Raw genomic sequence first — 15,721 nt, 5'->3', positions numbered from 1 at the left:
CGCGTCGGCCTCTCGCGGCGCGTCAGGGACCTTGTCATGCGTAAACAGGACTTTGGCTCGGCGGCCGCGCTGAGTTTGGCTTTCTTCCTCACCGCCTGTGGCGGCGGAGGCTCAAGCGGGAACACCGGCGGCGGATCGTCCAGCGCTGAAAAGCCCGCGTCGATCGCGACCGGCGGTCTGGGCGGCACCTCGCCGGCGGCGTCGGGGGACTTCACCCGCGAAACGGCCGCCCGCCTCGCCAAGCAGGGCAGCTTTGGGCCGACGCTCGAGCTGATCGATCATATTTACGCCCTGGGCGGCGCGGAAGCTTGGCTGAACGAGCAACTGGCGCTGTCCTCAAGCAGCTACGCCGACATGGCGGCCAAGCCCGTGCCGAGCAACTTCTGCTCGACCCTGACCGGGATCGATCTGACCAACTGCAATCGCGACAACTTCACGGCCACGCCGATGCAGATGCGGTTCTACGCCAATGCGATCGGCAAGGATGACCAGCTGCGCCAGCGAGTCGCCTTCGCCTTGTCGCAGATCGTCGTCGCCTCGGCCGTCGACGTCGGCAACACCGCCGGCCTGGCGGCCTTCAACCAGATCCTGCTGAGCAACGCCTTCGGCAACTACCGCGACATCCTCAAGGCCGTCACCCTGAACCCGTACATGGGCGACTACCTGGACATGGCCGACAGCAACAAGAGCCAGCCCAACGAGAACTACGCCCGCGAACTGATGCAGCTGTTCTCGGTCGGCACGGTCCTGCTGAACCCCGATGGCACGCCGCAGACGGACAACGCCGGCGCGACGATCGCCACCTACAGCAACACCGACGTCAAGGAAGTGGCCCGGGCGCTCAGTGGCTGGACCTACGCCCGCCTGAACGGCGCGGCCCTGACCGACAACACCAACCGCGACTGGACCAAGCCGATGGTGGTCTATGCCGCGCGCTACGACGCGGGCGCCAAGAGCTTCCTGGGCAAGACCGTGCCGGCCAACGCCACCCAGCAGGCCAGCGTCGACGCCGTGGTGGACGCTGTGTTCAACCACCCCAACACCGGCCCCTACATCTGCAAGCGGCTGATCCAGCAACTGACCATCGCCAATCCGACTCCGGCCTATGTCGGGCGGGTCGCGGCCGTCTTCGCCGACAACGGCGCGGGCGTGCGCGGCGACATGAAGGCGGTGGTCAAGGCGATCTACCTGGACAGCGAGGCCCGCGCCGGCTCGCAACTGCCGGGCAAGGTCAAGGAGCCGGTGCTGCTGGTCACGTCGCTGGCCCGGGCGATCGGCTACACGACCGACGGCTACGCCTTCACGACGCGCGACGCCGGCATGGGCCAGGCCCCGTTCCGCGCGCCATCGGTGTTCAACTACTACCCCTACGACTTCCCGTTGCCGCAAGGCGCGGGTCTGCTCAGCCCGGTCACCAAGCTGATGACCACCTCCACGATCATCGCCCGCCACAACTTCCTCTACGACTGGACGGTCGGCGGCGACGCCACGCGCAACGAGTTCAAGCCGACCCTCGGCGCCACCGGCACGATCCCCAACTGGGCCAGCTGGGAAGCCAGCGGGACGAACGATGGCAAGACCATCGACCGCATCAACCTCGTTCTGCTGAACGGCACGATGACGTCCGCCCAGCGCCAGGCGCTGACGACCGCCATGGCCGCCGTCAAGAACACCGACCCCGCCCTGCAGGCCCGCAAGCGCGCCCAGGTCGCCCTCTACATCGCGGCGTCGTCGCCGCTCTTCCAAGTCGATCGGTAGGCTTAACCATGACCGTTTCTCGTCGCGAAATCATGCAGATGGTCGCGGGCGGCTCGGCCGTCGCGGCTCTGGGGCAACTGGGCCTCTCCAGCGCGCTCGCCGCCGACGGCGGCGGTTACCGCGCCATGGTCGGAGTCTTCCTGTTCGGCGGCAACGACGCCTGGAACATGGTGGCGCCCACCGACGGCCGCTATGCCGACTACGCCAAGCAGCGCGGAGCCAGCCTGGCCCTGGCTCAGAGCAGCCTCGTGCCCCTGACCGGCACGGCCTTCGGCCTGCACGGCTCGATGACCGCCCTGAAGTCGGTCTGGGACGACGGCGGCCTGGGCGTGGTGCTCAACACCGGCACCCTGTTCGCGCCCCTGACCAAGGCCCTCTACACCAGCCGCCCGGACCTGCGCCCGGTCAACCTGATGTCCCACGAGGACCAGCAGAACCAGTGGCAGGGCATGCGCATGCGCGCCACCAACAAGGACGGCTACATGGGGCGAATCCACGACCGCGCCGGCGGCGCGGCCAACCTGCCGCCGCTGATCTCGATCGGCGGCTCGAACCTGGCCCTGATCGGCGACCGCACCGCGCCGCTGATCCTGCCGTCGTCGGGCTCGATCGTCCGCAACGGCTACAACGCCGCCAGCACCGACGCGGCGGTGAAGGCCCGCCAGGCCGCCCTGGACGTCTTCGCCGACGCCTCGTCGTACGGCGCGATCACCGACCTGACCGGCAGGGGCATGTCCTCGGCCTACGCCCAGGCGGTGCAGGCCAACAGCATCATCACGGCGACGACCTCGGCGGTGGACAAGTACTTCGTCAACCCGGCCACCGGCGCGGCCCTGACCTCGGACATCTCCCGCCAACTGCTGCGCGCGGCCCGGATGATCGAGGCGCGCAACACCCTGGGCCACGCCAAGCAGACCTTCTTCGTCAGTCAGGGCGGCTACGACACCCACACCAACCAGGTGGCGGCGCACAAGAACCTCTATGCTGATCTCGGCAACGCCCTGGCCGGGTTCTACAACGCCATGAAGGCCCTGGGCCTGCAGGACAACGTCACCGCCTTCACGATGTCGGACTTCGGCCGCGTCTACAAAGGCAACGCCAGCGGCGGCAGCGATCACGCCTGGGGCTCGAACCACCTGGTGGTCGGCGGGGCGCTCGCCAACGGCAAGGTGCACGGCCGCTATCCGGACGTGACCTTCGGCGGCCCGGAGGACGCCTCCAACGACGGCCGCTGGATCCCCTCGATCGCCACCGAGGAATATATCGGGGCCATCGCCCAGTGGTACGGCGTCAGCGCCGCCGATCTGCCCTATGTGTTTCCGAATTGGGGCGCCTGGAACGGCGGCGGGCGTGGACCGGTGCCGCTATTTAGCTGACGGCTTGCCAGGCCGGGACGGGCGCCCTTAAGCAAGGTGCGTGTCTCGGCCCGGCCCAGCAGCGAATGGCTTCGATCACCTCCGGCTGATCGCGGCCGCGCTGGTGGTGGTTCACCACGCCCGCGTGCTGAACGGCGCCGCGCCCTGGATGATCGGATGGGGACCCGATCCCCTAGGCCCTGATCTGGGAACCCTGGGCGTCGGGATCTTCTTCGTGATCAGCGGCTATCTGGTGACCGCCAGCCTGCGCCGCACCCCCGGCGTCGGCGCGTTCCTGGCCAAGCGGGTGCTGCGCATCGCGCCGGGCCTGCTGGCCGCCCTGCTGCTGACCGCCTTCGTGCTGGGACCTTTGGTCAGCCGCCTGCCGGTCGCGGACTATTTCGGCGGCGCCGCGCCGCTGCTCTATGTCCTGAAGAACCTCAGCCTCTACGCGGTCACCTACGACCTGCCGGGCGTCTTCTCCGATGCGCCCTATCCCGATGTGGTCAACGGCTCGCTGTGGAGCCTGCGGCTGGAGTTCACCGCCTATCTGGGTCTGGCCGCTCTCGGCGCCCTGCGGCTGGTCCGCGCGCCGGTGCTGGCCGGGCTGGCGCTGCTGGTGGGCGGGGCGTTCATGGTCGTCCACTTCACCGGCCTCGACGCGCGGGGCGAACTGGCGCGGCTGGCCTCGCTGGCGACCTTGAACGGCTGGCTGTTCCTGTGCGGCGCGGCGCTCGAGGCGTTCAGGGCGAAGCCGCCAGCCTGGACGGCGACGATCGGCCTGGCGCTGCTGCCGACGCCGGCCTGGTTCCTGGGTCTGCCCCTGGCCGTCGTGGCCCTGGGGCGGATGACGGCGCCAAGGTTGCCGGCCGACTTGTCGTATGGCCTCTACATCTACAGCTTCCCGCTGCAGCAGGTGCTGGCCGAGCACGGTCGCCTCAACGTGCTGACGTCACTGGCCCTGACCCTGCCGTTCGCGGCGGCGTCGTGGTTCCTGGTCGAGAAACCCGCCCTGCGCCTGAAGGCGCGGCTGCCCGGCGCGGTGAGCCCAGTCCCCGCGCCGGTCGATCAGCCGCTTTAGGGCTTCGGCTTCTTCTTCGGGGCCAGCTCTTCCGGCGACAGCTTGCGGACCTCGGTTACCGGATAGCGCTGCACGCCGATCGGGCCTGGCGCGATCACCGTGGCGTCCATGCCCTGACACACCCACGAACCGCCGCGCGCCTCGACGCCGATGCGCAGGCTGGTGTCGATGTCGCGGGCCGGCGAGAACAGGGTCAGGCGCCAGACATTGCGTGGGCCGATCGAGACGTCGACAGTCCGATCGTCGACGACGCTGAAGCCGTTGATGTCATCGGCCCGGAAGCACTGGCTGCGATCGGGCTTGGGCTTTTGCGGCTTGTCGGCCGCGTGGGCCGGGGCGGCTGCAAGGACGGCCAGCACGGCCGCCGAGGCGATCAGGACATGCATGAACTCTGACTCCGAAGGGCGCCCGCCGCTGAAGTTTTCGCGCCGAAGCCTGTGGAACTCAAGTGGCGCCGGGCTTGGCCAGCCGCAAGATCGCCATGCCGACCAGGGCCGTGTCAGAGCTTCGCTAGAAAGCGGTTGGCGAAGAACAGGCCTACCAAACCGAGGCCGCAGGCGACATAGGCCCCGAACGCCAGGAACTGGCCCCAGGCGATGTCGAAGTGACCGAACGACTTCACCAGCAGCAGCGAGATGCTGCCGACATAGCCGAACGAGTCCGCCACATAGATCAGGAAGCCGGCCGTGCCGACCTTGCCGGTGGCGGCGATCATCCGGTCGAACAGCATGGCGTTGAACGGCGTGTAGCCCATGTAGAGTCCGGCGCCAGCCAGGATCATCCACCAGACCGGCGGCAGCACGTGCAGTTGGTAGGCCAGGGTCGAGGCGCCCAGCAGGACGAAGCCAAGCGCCACGAAGCCGAGGTTGAACGCCACCGCGCGACGGTTGTCCTTGACCCCCATCAGGGCGGCCAGGCCGACCAGAACGATGGCGGCCACCGGCAACTCCGACAGGGTGAAGATCGAGGCGGCGTTCGGAAAGCCCAGCTCGGCCCAGATCTCGGCCGAGAAGTTGTCGCGGAAATCGCGCAGGGCCGTCAGCATCACATAGACCGCGATCAGCAGGATCAGGGCCGGGGCGTGGGCGGCGAACAGGGCGGCGCGATCCTTGGCGTTCATCGGCGCGCGACGTACGCGCTCGGCCTCGTCGGCGGGCGAGGGCGGCGGCAACTGGGCCAGGGCGATCACGGCGATCAGCATCAGCGGCGTGAAGACCAGACCCGCCACGGCCGGCATCCATTTCTCGTCAACATTCGACAGCAGCAGCATCTTGCCGACCGACTTGGCCACGCCCGACGACAGGATGAAGCTGGCGCACAGCATGGCCCCCAGCACCTCGGTCAGGCGGCGGCCCTCGAGAAAGCCGAAGACCAGACCCCAGATCATGCCCAGGCACAGGCCGTTCAGATACAGCGCCATCGGCCCGATCGCCGCGGGCAGCAGGCCGAACAGCAGCAGCGCCATCTGGGCCCCGAAGATCAGGCCCAGGATCGCCACGGCCCGACGGCTGGCCCGCATCTCCGAGATCACCTTGACCCCGATGAACTTGGCGGTGGCGTAGCCGGCGACCTGGGCGATCACGAGGGCGATCTTGAAGTCGAAGGCGAACGGCCAGCCGTCGGGATGGGCGAAGGCGGCCGCGGCGAACGGCTTGCGATAGCCGAACATGGCGAAATAGACGGCGAACGACGAAAGACCGCCGTAGAGGGCGAACACCCAAGGCGAGGCCGAGGCCAGGAAGCGGGTGACCGCGCCTCGCGGGGCGTTGGCTTCGGCCCTGGCGTCCATGCGAATTTTCGTCCCCGAGGCTGAAGCTCCTCAGCTAGCCTGCTTCGTCGGGCGCGGGCAATCGAGGGAACGAAGGCGCTCCGTGGTCGGAGCGCCTTCAGGGCAGGCTATCGGCTGGGGGCGTTCGGGCCGACCTGGAAAACGATCGGAATTGTGACCTTGCCGCCGGCGGTCGGCTTGCCGTCCAGCGAGGCCGGCTTCATCTGGAAGTACTGGGTCAGCGCCAGGGTCGCCTCGCCGAAGCCAGCCTCCGTCGGGCTTTCCGAAAGCACCGTGCAGTTCTCCAGATGCCCGTCGAGCTTGACGTCGCAACTGACCGTCGACCGGCCGGGGAGGTGCGCCTTTGCGGCCTCGGCCGGATAGTAGCGCACCAGATCCTGGGCGGTCGGCTTCGTGGCCCAATCCGGCGCGATGAGCGAAGGCTTGGCGGGCGCGGGGGTGGCGGCCCAGACCGTCCCGGCGCCGGCCAGGGCGATCGCCCCGACCAGGACCAGACCCGCGCGCCGGCGGGCGGTCGTCGTGGAGATATTGTTCAGCATCGTCAGTCTCTCCTTCAGGGGATGGACGCCGGTCGCCGGCCAATGGCAGCCGAACGGCGCGGAAAAAGGGGTCATGGCGGCGCCCAGCAGCAGCTCGGCATAGAGCCGCCGGTCGTCGGGCCTGGCCAGGGTGACGGCGGCGTCGCAGGCGATCTCCTGGTCGACGCGGAGACGGCGGGCGCCCAGATGGGCCAGGGGGTTGAACCAGGCCAGGCAGCGCAGGCCCACCACCAGCCCGTTGACCGCCGCGTCGCCACGCGTCTGGTGGACGCGCTCATGTTCGAGGACCAGACGGCGAGCCGGGCCGGTGAAGCGCGTCTCGAAGTCGGTCGGGACGACGATGCGCGGTCGAATGGCGCCCAGCAGCATCGGTCCGCCGCCCAGGTGCTCGCCGCGCAGAATATCGGGATCGCTGTCCAGCGGCGTCAGGCGGCCGAGCGCGCGGACGAATTGAACCTGGCGCACCGCGAACAGGGCCGCGGTGACCAGCGCCCCGCCCATCCAGACCGCGATCAGCAGGGGCGTCAGGCTGGCCGCCTGTCGGGCGACGGGGGCGAGGCCGCGCGCGCCGGCTCCGACCAGGGTGACGACCGGCGCCGCGATCGCCGGCGGGGCATGGACGGGCAGCAAGCCGGCGAGCAGGCAAACCGGCGCGACGAGCCACAGGACGTAGGCCGCTAACGCGCCGAAGCGCTCCCGCACGGGCCGGCGCAGGGCCAGGATCGCCAGGACGGCGAGGGCGAGAACCAAGTTGGCCTGGAGGAGGGCGGAAAGGATCGCCGCGCTCATTTGCCGATCTTCTCGATCAGGGCCTTCAGTTCGGCGATGTCCTCGTCGCTGAGCTTGTCGCTTTCGGAAAAGTGGGTGACCAGCGGCGCCAGCCGTCCGCCGAACAGGCGATCCAACAGGCCCTGGCTCTCGGTCCCGACATAGGCCTGACGCGAGACCAGCGGCGAATAGAGATATCGGCGGCCGTCGGCCTGGGCGGCGACCGCCTTCTTCTTGACCAAGCGGCTGATCAGCACCTTGACCGTGCCCTCGGTCCAGCCCTGGGGCTCGCCGACCTCGCTGATGATGGCCTCCGAGGTCAGGGGGCTGCGCCGCCACAGCGCCTCCATCACGACGCTTTCCGCCGAGCTGATCTTCATGGTCGCATCTCGATGACAGTTGTCAACGAATCGACGTTGACACTTGTCATCGCTGTGGTCAACCACCGTTCTTCGGAGGCGTGAGCAAACAAAAACGCCCCCCGCGAGGCGAGGGGCGTTTTCGGTAACCGGATCGGAAGAGGTCGCTTAAGCGGCCTTGACCAGCGACTTGGTCAGGATGCCGATGGCGGCTTCGCGGTCGATGCGCTCGATGGCGGCGACTTCGCGGGCCATGCGGTCCAGGGCCGATTCATACAGCTGGCGTTCCGAGTAGGACTGTTCCGGCTGGTTCTCGGCGCGGTGCAGGTCGCGGACCACCTCGGCGATCGAGATCAGGTCGCCCGAGTTGATCTTGGCTTCGTATTCCTGGGCGCGGCGCGACCACATGGTGCGCTTCACGCGAGCGCGGCCCTTCAGGGTGGTGAGGGCTTGCGAAACGGTGCCGCCTTCCGCCAGCGGACGCAGACCGGCCGTCTTGGCCTTCTTGGTCGGGACGCGGAGGGTCATTTTTTCGTGGTCGAAGGTGATGACGTAGACTTCGAGCGACATACCGGCCACTTCCTGGGTCTCGACCGCCTGAATGGTGCCAACGCCGTGCGCGGGGTAAACGACGTGGTCGCTGACCGAGAATTCCAGACCGCTCTTGCTCATGTTCGTCCTCATCTATGCAGGCCCGCGGGGCCCGAACGCCGTGTCCATTCCAAATCAAAAACGACAGGTTCTTGCTCCGCGGAAGAATGTGCGCGGGGCCAGGCCTGTCAGGATTGGGAATAGATCTCTAAGACACCCTTCGCCTTCGATCGGGCGAGCCGGCTCAAACTGGTTTGCTGAAACGGCTTCTTCGACAAGACGGACTGTCGCGATTAGCCGCAACCGTCACGTCGACAGCGACAATAGCATAAAATTCAGCCCTATGAAAGGGTTGCGTCCGGCAAAGGCGGAGCGCCGCCAAGCTTTCGGGGCTTGGCGGGGGATCAAGCTTGAGAAATCGAGACGGGGCGTGGCAGTCGAAAATGTAAGCGGTTTCGACGCCCGCCATGCTTCTAGTGCTGGAAGCGGAGCCTGCTGACCCGTTTCTGATGTCCCACCAGAAACGGGCGTGCTGGCGAGCTTACGAGCCCTTGCCGGGCTTTTCGCTGAAGTATTTCTCGAACTTGCCGGTCTCGCGCTCGAAATCCTCGCGGTCGGCGGGCGGCTCGCCCTTGACGGTGATGTTCGGCCAGACCTTGGCGTAGTCGGCGTTGATCTTCAGCCACTTGCCGTCCGGTTCGTCCTCGGTGTCCGGCTTGATGGCGTCGATCGGGCACTCCGGCTCGCAGACGCCGCAATCGATGCATTCGTCGGGATTGATGACGAGGAAGTTCTCGCCCTCGTAGAAGCAATCGACCGGGCAAACCTCCACGCAGTCCATGAACTTGCAGCGGACGCAGGCGTCGGTGACGATGTAGGTCATCGAAAACTCGAATGATGTCGGACGAAGTTCGGCGCGCGCGTTTTCGAAGCCTAGGGCCCGCTTGTCAATGCGGCTTGGCCGCACGCGCGCCCAGGAATTCTCTATGCGTCGCCAGTCTGGGGTCTTTCCGCGGTCGAGCCTTCCGACGGGCGCGACAAAGCGCCCGATGGCGTGGAGCGCCGAGAACACTTTCTTATCGAACGAACGCCAATATGTGGGACTGGAAACGCTCAATAAAAACAAGTCGGGAAGCCGACACGCATGAAGATTGAAGCCTTGGCCGCCCAACCGATTCCGGAACCCGACGGCGCCAGGCGCGCCCTGGCCAAGGCGCGCGCCCGCGCGTTCGGCGAGTTCATTGGGGAGATTCCATTCGCCGCGGCCTTGCTGGATCGCGACCTTGTGCTGGTCGCCGTCAGCCGCGAGTGGGCCCGGCAGGGCATCGCGCCCGGCCTGGCCCTCGGCGGAGACGCTGGAGCGGGCGGTCTGGTGGCGTCCGAGGACGTCGGGTCGCTGCTAATCTGCGCCGAGGCGGGGATCGCCTTCTCGCGCTACCTGCCGACCGTCGACGCCGAGGGCGCGCAGCACGTCTGGCGCACCGAGTTCAGCGCCTGCCGGGACGGCGCTCCGGGGAGCGAAGAGACCTACGCGGTGATGGTCACCGCGCGCGATGTCACCGGCTATGCCGACAGCGTGCTGCGCGCCGAGCGGGACAAGCAGCGCCTGACCATGGCCCTTGAGCTCGACGACCTGCTGGTCCGCGAATACGACCTGCGGACCAAGGAGGTCTATTTCTCGGGCCACGCGCCCGAGCTGCAGAAGTACTGCAGCTTCAAGGACGATCCGCTGGAGATCGTCGATCCCGAGGACCGCCAGCGCTGCGCCAACCTGGTGGCCACCCGCAAGATCGGCGAGGCGAGGGTCTTCGAGTTCAAGCTCAATCGCGAGGACGGGGTCGAGACCTGGGTCCGCTCGGTGGGCAAGGTGTTCGTCGGGGCCGACGGCAAGCCCGAGAAGCTGGTCAACCTGTTCAAGGACATCACCGACCGCCGTCGCCAGACCGAGGCGATCGAGACCCTGGCGTTCAAGGATCCGTTGACGGGCCTGCCCAACCGCGCCCTGTTCCAGCACCGCTTCCAGGAGGCGGTGGCGGCGTCCGAGACGTTGGGCGAGATGTTCGGCCTGATCATGATCGACGTCGATCACTTCAAGGACATCAACGACAGCCTGGGCCACGACGCCGGCGACGCCCTGCTCAAGCGCCTGGCCGGCATGCTGCAGCGCGCCTTCCGCAGCAACGACACGGTGGCGCGCCTGGGCGGCGACGAGTTCGCGGTGATTCTGCGCGGCCTGCACGGCGAAGCCGACATGACCCGACCGATCGGCAAGCTGCAGGACCTGCTGCGTCAGCCGATCGAGCACGGCGGCCGCAGCTTCACGGCCAGCGCCAGCATCGGGGCCGCTCTGCACGGCGACCCGGACGCCGATCCGGCCCACATGATCAAGAACGCCGACATCGCGCTCTATCGCGCCAAGGAGGCCGGCCGCAACCGCAGCATCGTGTTCGAGCCGTCGATGCGCTCCGAGGTCGAGCGGCGGCTGGAGCTGCTGCGCGACGTCCGCGCGGCCCTGGTCGAGAACGAGTTCACCCTGTTCTACCAGCCGGTGGTCGACATCCGCGAGAACAAGGTCGCCGGCTTCGAGGCCCTGATGCGCTGGGTTCACCCCGAGCAGGGCGTGCTGACCCCGGCCCGCTTCATGGCGGCGTTCGAGGACCAGGACCTTTCCTTGAAGCTGGGCGACGTCGCCTTCGAGGCGGCTCTGAGGCAGATGCGCCGGTGGCTGGACGACGGCGTCGAGTTCGGCCGCGTGGCGGTCAATATCAGCTCGGCCCAGTTCCGGTCCGGCCGCCTGGCCGAGGAGATCCAGGAGCGCCTGGCCCGCTGGAACGTGCCGTGCGAGCGCCTGACCATCGAGGTCACCGAAAACGTCTATATGGGCTGGGGCTCGGACTTGGTCAGCGACACCGTCCGCCGCCTGCACCAGGCGGGCGTGATGATCGCGCTGGACGACTTCGGCACGGGCTATGCCAGTCTCGCCAACCTGCGCCAGTTTCCGATCGACCGCCTGAAGATCGACAAGTCCTTCGTCCAGAACACCGAGGACGAGGCCATCGTGAAGGCGGTGATCACGCTCGGCACATCCATGGGCATGAAGGTGGTCGCCGAAGGGGTCGAGGACGCCGCGCAGCTGAAGGCGCTGGAACACTATGGTTGCGACCAGGTCCAGGGCTACCACTTCGGCCGGCCGATGCCGGCGAGCGAGGTGGCGGGCTTTCTGAAGGGGTTCGGGGTCAACCCCTAGTGGCCTCGGGCCCGCGGTCTCGTATAGCCTTCGGGCATGACTCTGACGATGGGAAAGGCGCCGTGGCGGTCTCGCGGCTTCGTGGGGCGGTCCATCTGGGTGGTGGTCGCCGTCGTGCTGGTGCAGCTCTGCGCCAGCGTCGCCTTCTATAGCGCCATCGATCGCCAGACCCTGCGCGAGGACCACGCCCGGCGGATCGGCGAACTGCTGGTCGTCGGCCAGCGGGTCGCCAGGCTGGGCGAGGCCGATTTCGACAAGGTCATGACCTCGCACTACATGGAGGCCAAGGTCGTGATCCTGCCGCCGGAAGGGCCGCCGGTCACCCGGACCCGGATGGCCGAGGCCAGCGCCATCGCCGACTATGTCCGCCAATGGGAGCCGAGCCTCGCCGCGCGGCCGCTGCGCCTGTGGTCCGAAAGCCGGCCCGAGGGCGGCCGCGACCTGGTCGGGGTCATGGGGCTGGAGGACGGCCGGTGGCTGACCTTCCGCTCGCGCAACTTCCCCCGGCCCTGGCCGATCGCCCTGCGCGCGGTGGCCACGACGCTGGTCTTCTCCCTGGCCTGCGTGGCCCTGGGCGCCTACGCTCTGCGCCAGCTGGGCGAGCCCCTGCGCCGCCTGACCGAGGCCTCGCGCCACGTCGGCGCGAGCCCCCCGTCGTCGATCCTGGTCGAGGGCCCCAACGACCTCGTCGAACTGGGCCGGGCGTTCAACGACATGCAGCGCCGCATCGCCGGTCTGATCGAGGACCAGGCCCGGGCCATGGAGGCGCTCAGCCACGACCTGCGCACGCCGTTGGCCCGCCTGACCCTGGCGGCGGACTATATCGAGCCGGACGACATCAAGGCCCTGGTGGCCGACAATGTCGGCGAGCTGGACGCGATGCTGCGGTCGCTGTCTGACTGGCTGCGGGCCCAGCACTCGGCCAGCACCGCCGAGGTCGTCGACCTGCCGTCGTTGATCCTGGGCGTGACGGCGCGGTGGCCGGACGTGGTGCGCTACGAAGGCGGCAAGGCCCTGGAAGTGACCACCCATCGCGGGCCGCTGGAGCAGGCGCTGATCCGGCTGGTGGACAACGCCGTGCGCTTCGGTGGCCAGGCGCGCGTCCGGCTTGTCGCGGACGGTCCGGAGGGGCCGCTGATCGAGGTGCTGGACCAGGGACCGGGCCTGACCGCCGACGCCATGGCCCGCATCTACGAACCGTTCTTCCGAGGCGACGCCGCGCGGGCCCGCGACACCGGCGGCTTCGGCCTGGGCATTCCCACCGCCGAGCGCCTGATCAAGCGCTTCGGCGGCAGGCTGGTGATCGGCAATCGTGAAGGCGGCGGCGTCAGCGCGAGAATCTGGCCGCCGGTGGCGATGTCGGAGGGTTACCCCTCCACCGCCTCATAGAGCCCGCGCGCCTCGGTCGCCGGGCCCCGGCGTTCGCCGCAGTCCAGCACCCGCACGGCGATCAGGCGGCCGCCAAGACCGAACACCACGACATCGCCGGGTTTGACGGCGCGCGAGGGCTTGTCGATGCGGCTCTCGGTTCCGGAGCGGGTCAGGCGGATGCGGCCCTCGTCGACGAACCTGGCGGCCAGCGAGCGGGTCTTGAAAAAGCGGGCCCGCCACAGCCACACGTCGGCGCGGACGGAGTCTCCCTGGATATCCGTCATGATGCGGCCTGCTTACCAGCCGCCTGGGCGGCCGGCTTGCGGCGGCGCGGCTTCTTTCGCCTGGGCGGCGGTTCGGTCAGCTTGGCCAGGGCCGCGAACGGCGAGTCCGGGCGCGCCTTGACGGGGGTCTGGTCCAGCTTGGCGGCCCCACGGCGCTTCCAGACGATCGGCTGATCGGGCTTGGCGCGGATGGCGGGGGTGTAGTCGAGGGCGCGCAGGACGTTGGAGGCCTGCTTGGCTGTCCAGCCCAGCGTCTCCAGCGCCGCGTCGGTCAGCACCACCCCGCCGTGCTGCTGCTCGGCGCGCAAAAGGGCGTCCAGCGCCTCCAGCGCCTCGACCGGAATGCTGAAGCCGGCCACGGCGCGCAGCCCGCTGGCCGACAGTTCGCGGGCCGAGGGCTCGGGCGAGGGCAGGGGCTCCAGGGTCGTCAGCGCGCCGCGCCAGCCGGTCGGGTTCAACGCGCGGGCCGCGGCGATCGCCTCGGCCTTCAGCACGGCGGGGCAATAGAGGCTGAAGGCCCCGATCCGCACGCCCAGGCTCTTGAGGGTGCGGCGCTCGGCCTGGCTCAGCGCTTTCAGCTCCGGATCGACGGGGCGTTTGTCCAGCACGCCGCCGGCTTCCAGCAGGCGGTGGGCGACGCCGCGCGGCAGGCCGCGAAGCTCGCCGCCGGCCAGGGCGCGCTCCAGCTTGCGCAACGGGGCCAGGTGCTTGTCGACCTCCGAGGCGAGAAAGGCGTCCAGCCGCCGCTCGGCTCGCTCGCGCACGGCGGCGGGGCCCAGCTCGCCCAGCAGGCGGGCGCGGGGCGACAGCAGGGGCAGGTCGCGGCGCACGGCCCCGGCCGCCTCGCCCCGCCACAGGATCGCGCCGTCGGGCGTCAGGGCGAACGCGTCGTCGGCTTCGCTGGCCAGCAAGCCCAAACGCTTGGCGATCTCGGGCCCGACCGCGCGCTGGGCGGCGTTGCGCAGGGCCTTCTCTTCCAGGGGCGAGGTCGCCTTGACCGGGGTGAAGGCCACGCCCGACAGGTGGCCGACCACGTGACCCTCGACCGTGACCTCGCCGTCCTGGCCGACGCCGGCATAGAGCGTCTCGCGCTCGCCCAGCTGCTTCATCAGCGCGCTGGTGCGCCGGTCGATGAACCGGGCCATCAGCTTTTCGTGCAGGGTGTCGCTGATCCGGTCCTCAAGCTGGCGGGTCAGGCCTTGCCAATGGGCGGGATTGGCCACCCAGTCCGGGCGGTTGGCGATGTAGCTGAGCGTGCGCACGCCCGACAGCCGGCCGGCCAGGCTGTCGATTTCGCCGTCGACGCGGTCCAGCGCCTTGTACTGGCTGTTGATCCAGTCCTCGGGCAGGCGCTTGCGGCCGGTGGTCAGGTCGTCGAACAGGGTGCGCGCCATGCGCTGATGGTCGTCATCGGTGGTCTTGCGGAAGTCCGGAGTCTGGCAGACGTCCCACAGCCGCAGCAGGGCCAAGCGGTCGGTCTTGCAGCGTTTGATGACGTCTTCCTGCTGAGCCAGGGCGCGCAGGGTGCGCTCGTCCAGGGCCTCCTGCGACAGCGACAGGCCATTGCGCTTGGGCGTCTCGTTCAGCGAGCGCAGCAGGCCGGGCAGAGAGCCGAAGTCCAGCCGCGCGTTGCGCCACTCGGCGGCCTGGATCGGCTCGAAGGTGTGGCTCTCGACCGCTTCAACGAGATCCTCGTCGATCTCCTCGCAGTCGCCCGTCACACCAAAGGTGCCGTCGCGGGTATAGCGTCCCGCCCGGCCGGCGATCTGGCCGACCTCCTGCGGATAGAGCCAGCGGGTGCGCTTGCCGTCGAACTTGCGCAGGCCGGCGAAGGCCACGTGGTCGACGTCCATGTTCAGGCCCATGCCGATGGCGTCGGTGGCGACCAGGAAGTCGACCTCGCCCGACTGGTAGAGCGCCACCTGGGCGTTGCGGGTGCGGGGGCTCAAGCTGCCCATGACCACGGCCGCCCCGCCGCGTTGGCGCCGGATCAGCTCGGCGATCGCGTAGACCGCGTCGGTGGAGAAGGCGACGATCGCCGTCCGCCGCGGCAGGCGGGTCAGCTTCTTGGAGCCGGCGTAGGAGAGGTTGCTGAACCGCTCCCGCGACACGATCTCGGCGTCCGGCAGCAGTCGACGCACCAGCGGGGCCATGGTCCCGGCGCCCAGGAACATGGTCTCGAACTTGCCGCGCGCATGCAGCAGCCGATGGGTGAAGATGTGGCCGCGCTCGGGATCGGCGCACAGCTGGATCTCGTCGACGGCCAGGAACTCGACCTCGCGGGCCAGCGGCATGGCCTCGACCGTACAGACGAAATAGACCGCCCGCGCGGGGACGATCTTCTCCTCGCCGGTGATCAGCGCCACCGAGGCCTTGCCGCGCAGCTTGACGACCCGGTCGTAGATCTCGCGCGCCAGCAGCCGCAGCGGCAGGCCGATCATCCCCGACCCGTGGGCCAGCATCCGTTCGACGGCCAGGTGGGTCTTGCCGGTATTGGTCGGGCCCAGGACCGCGGTCAGCTTCGAAGGAGCCAGGCCGGTCGAACGATCACTCATGGATTCAAGGTGGGGCGGGAATCG

13 protein-coding genes are annotated in these 15,721 nt (G+C 68.7%); 5 read left to right on the top strand and 8 right to left on the bottom strand.

Going from position 1 to position 15,721, the window contains the following annotated elements:
• Nucleotides 1–36: 36 nt before the first annotated feature.
• The 3 genes from AC1RNC_RS12015 to AC1RNC_RS12005 are packed head-to-tail and all read left to right on the top strand — an operon-like array spanning nucleotide 37 to nucleotide 4,194.
• The gene (locus AC1RNC_RS12015) at nucleotides 37–1,758 is read left to right on the top strand and encodes a DUF1800 domain-containing protein (protein ID WP_492886462.1); all 1,722 of its coding nucleotides are present in this window, start codon (nucleotides 37–39) and stop codon (nucleotides 1,756–1,758) included.
• An 8-nt stretch (nucleotides 1,759–1,766) separates the two neighbouring features.
• Nucleotides 1,767–3,134: a DUF1501 domain-containing protein gene (locus tag AC1RNC_RS12010; protein WP_492886460.1), complete on the top strand. Its 1,368-nt coding sequence runs from the start codon at nucleotides 1,767–1,769 to the stop codon at nucleotides 3,132–3,134.
• A 40-nt stretch (nucleotides 3,135–3,174) separates the two neighbouring features.
• The gene (locus tag AC1RNC_RS12005) at nucleotides 3,175–4,194 is read left to right on the top strand and encodes an acyltransferase family protein (RefSeq protein ID WP_492886458.1); all 1,020 of its coding nucleotides are present in this window, start codon (nucleotides 3,175–3,177) and stop codon (nucleotides 4,192–4,194) included.
• On the opposite strand, the gene AC1RNC_RS12000 is transcribed toward AC1RNC_RS12005, so the two are convergent.
• The 6 genes from AC1RNC_RS12000 to fdxA form a co-directional block, all read right to left on the bottom strand.
• Nucleotides 4,191–4,580 (bottom strand): DUF6491 family protein, encoded by a 390-nt coding sequence (locus AC1RNC_RS12000; RefSeq protein WP_492886456.1) that lies wholly within the window; start codon nucleotides 4,578–4,580, stop codon nucleotides 4,191–4,193. The genes AC1RNC_RS12005 and AC1RNC_RS12000 overlap by 4 nt on opposite strands.
• Before the next feature lie 113 nt (nucleotides 4,581–4,693).
• Nucleotides 4,694–5,983: a DUF5690 family protein gene (locus tag AC1RNC_RS11995; RefSeq protein WP_492886454.1), complete on the bottom strand. Its 1,290-nt coding sequence runs from the start codon at nucleotides 5,981–5,983 to the stop codon at nucleotides 4,694–4,696.
• 107 nt (nucleotides 5,984–6,090) lie between these two features.
• Complete coding sequence (locus AC1RNC_RS11990) at nucleotides 6,091–7,311, bottom strand: TonB family protein (protein ID WP_492886452.1); 1,221 nt, start codon at nucleotides 7,309–7,311, stop codon at nucleotides 6,091–6,093.
• A complete protein-coding gene (locus tag AC1RNC_RS11985; protein WP_492840401.1) occupies nucleotides 7,308–7,670 on the bottom strand; it encodes a BlaI/MecI/CopY family transcriptional regulator in 363 nt (120 codons plus the stop codon). Before AC1RNC_RS11985 ends, AC1RNC_RS11990 begins: the two co-directional genes overlap by 4 nt.
• A 147-nt stretch (nucleotides 7,671–7,817) precedes the next feature.
• A complete protein-coding gene (locus AC1RNC_RS11980) occupies nucleotides 7,818–8,321 on the bottom strand; it encodes a CarD family transcriptional regulator (protein WP_125155284.1) in 504 nt (167 codons plus the stop codon).
• Between the two features lie 460 nt (nucleotides 8,322–8,781).
• Entirely contained in the window at nucleotides 8,782–9,123 is a 342-nt protein-coding gene (fdxA, locus tag AC1RNC_RS11975; RefSeq protein ID WP_492840397.1) for a ferredoxin FdxA, read from the bottom strand.
• Nucleotides 9,124–9,384: 261 nt separating this feature from the next.
• Between fdxA and AC1RNC_RS11970 the strand changes: the two genes are divergently transcribed.
• Nucleotides 9,385–11,487, top strand: a complete 2,103-nt coding sequence (locus tag AC1RNC_RS11970; protein ID WP_492886449.1) for a putative bifunctional diguanylate cyclase/phosphodiesterase — start codon at nucleotides 9,385–9,387, stop codon at nucleotides 11,485–11,487.
• Between the two features lie 36 nt (nucleotides 11,488–11,523).
• Nucleotides 11,524–12,876 carry an ATP-binding protein gene (locus tag AC1RNC_RS11965; protein WP_492886447.1) on the top strand — a complete coding sequence of 451 codons (1,353 nt, stop codon included), beginning with the start codon at nucleotides 11,524–11,526 and terminating at the stop codon, nucleotides 12,874–12,876.
• Here the strand turns inward: AC1RNC_RS11965 and AC1RNC_RS11960 are convergent.
• Both AC1RNC_RS11960 and AC1RNC_RS11955 read right to left on the bottom strand, forming a co-directional pair.
• On the bottom strand, nucleotides 12,855–13,142 hold the full coding sequence (locus AC1RNC_RS11960) for an RNA-binding S4 domain-containing protein (protein WP_492886445.1): 288 nt from the start codon (nucleotides 13,140–13,142) through the stop codon (nucleotides 12,855–12,857). The two genes, AC1RNC_RS11965 and AC1RNC_RS11960, sit on opposite strands and share 22 nt — an antisense overlap.
• Complete coding sequence (locus tag AC1RNC_RS11955) at nucleotides 13,139–15,697, bottom strand: helicase-related protein (protein ID WP_492886443.1); 2,559 nt, start codon at nucleotides 15,695–15,697, stop codon at nucleotides 13,139–13,141. The genes AC1RNC_RS11960 and AC1RNC_RS11955 overlap by 4 nt, the downstream gene beginning before the upstream one ends.
• Between the last annotated feature and the right edge of the window lie 24 nt (nucleotides 15,698–15,721).

The sequence above is a fragment of the Caulobacter sp. GW822-FHT01G02 genome (assembly GCF_058802865.1).
The sequence above is the reverse complement of the archived record's forward strand: the minus strand, read 5'-3'. Positions and strand labels throughout refer to the sequence as shown.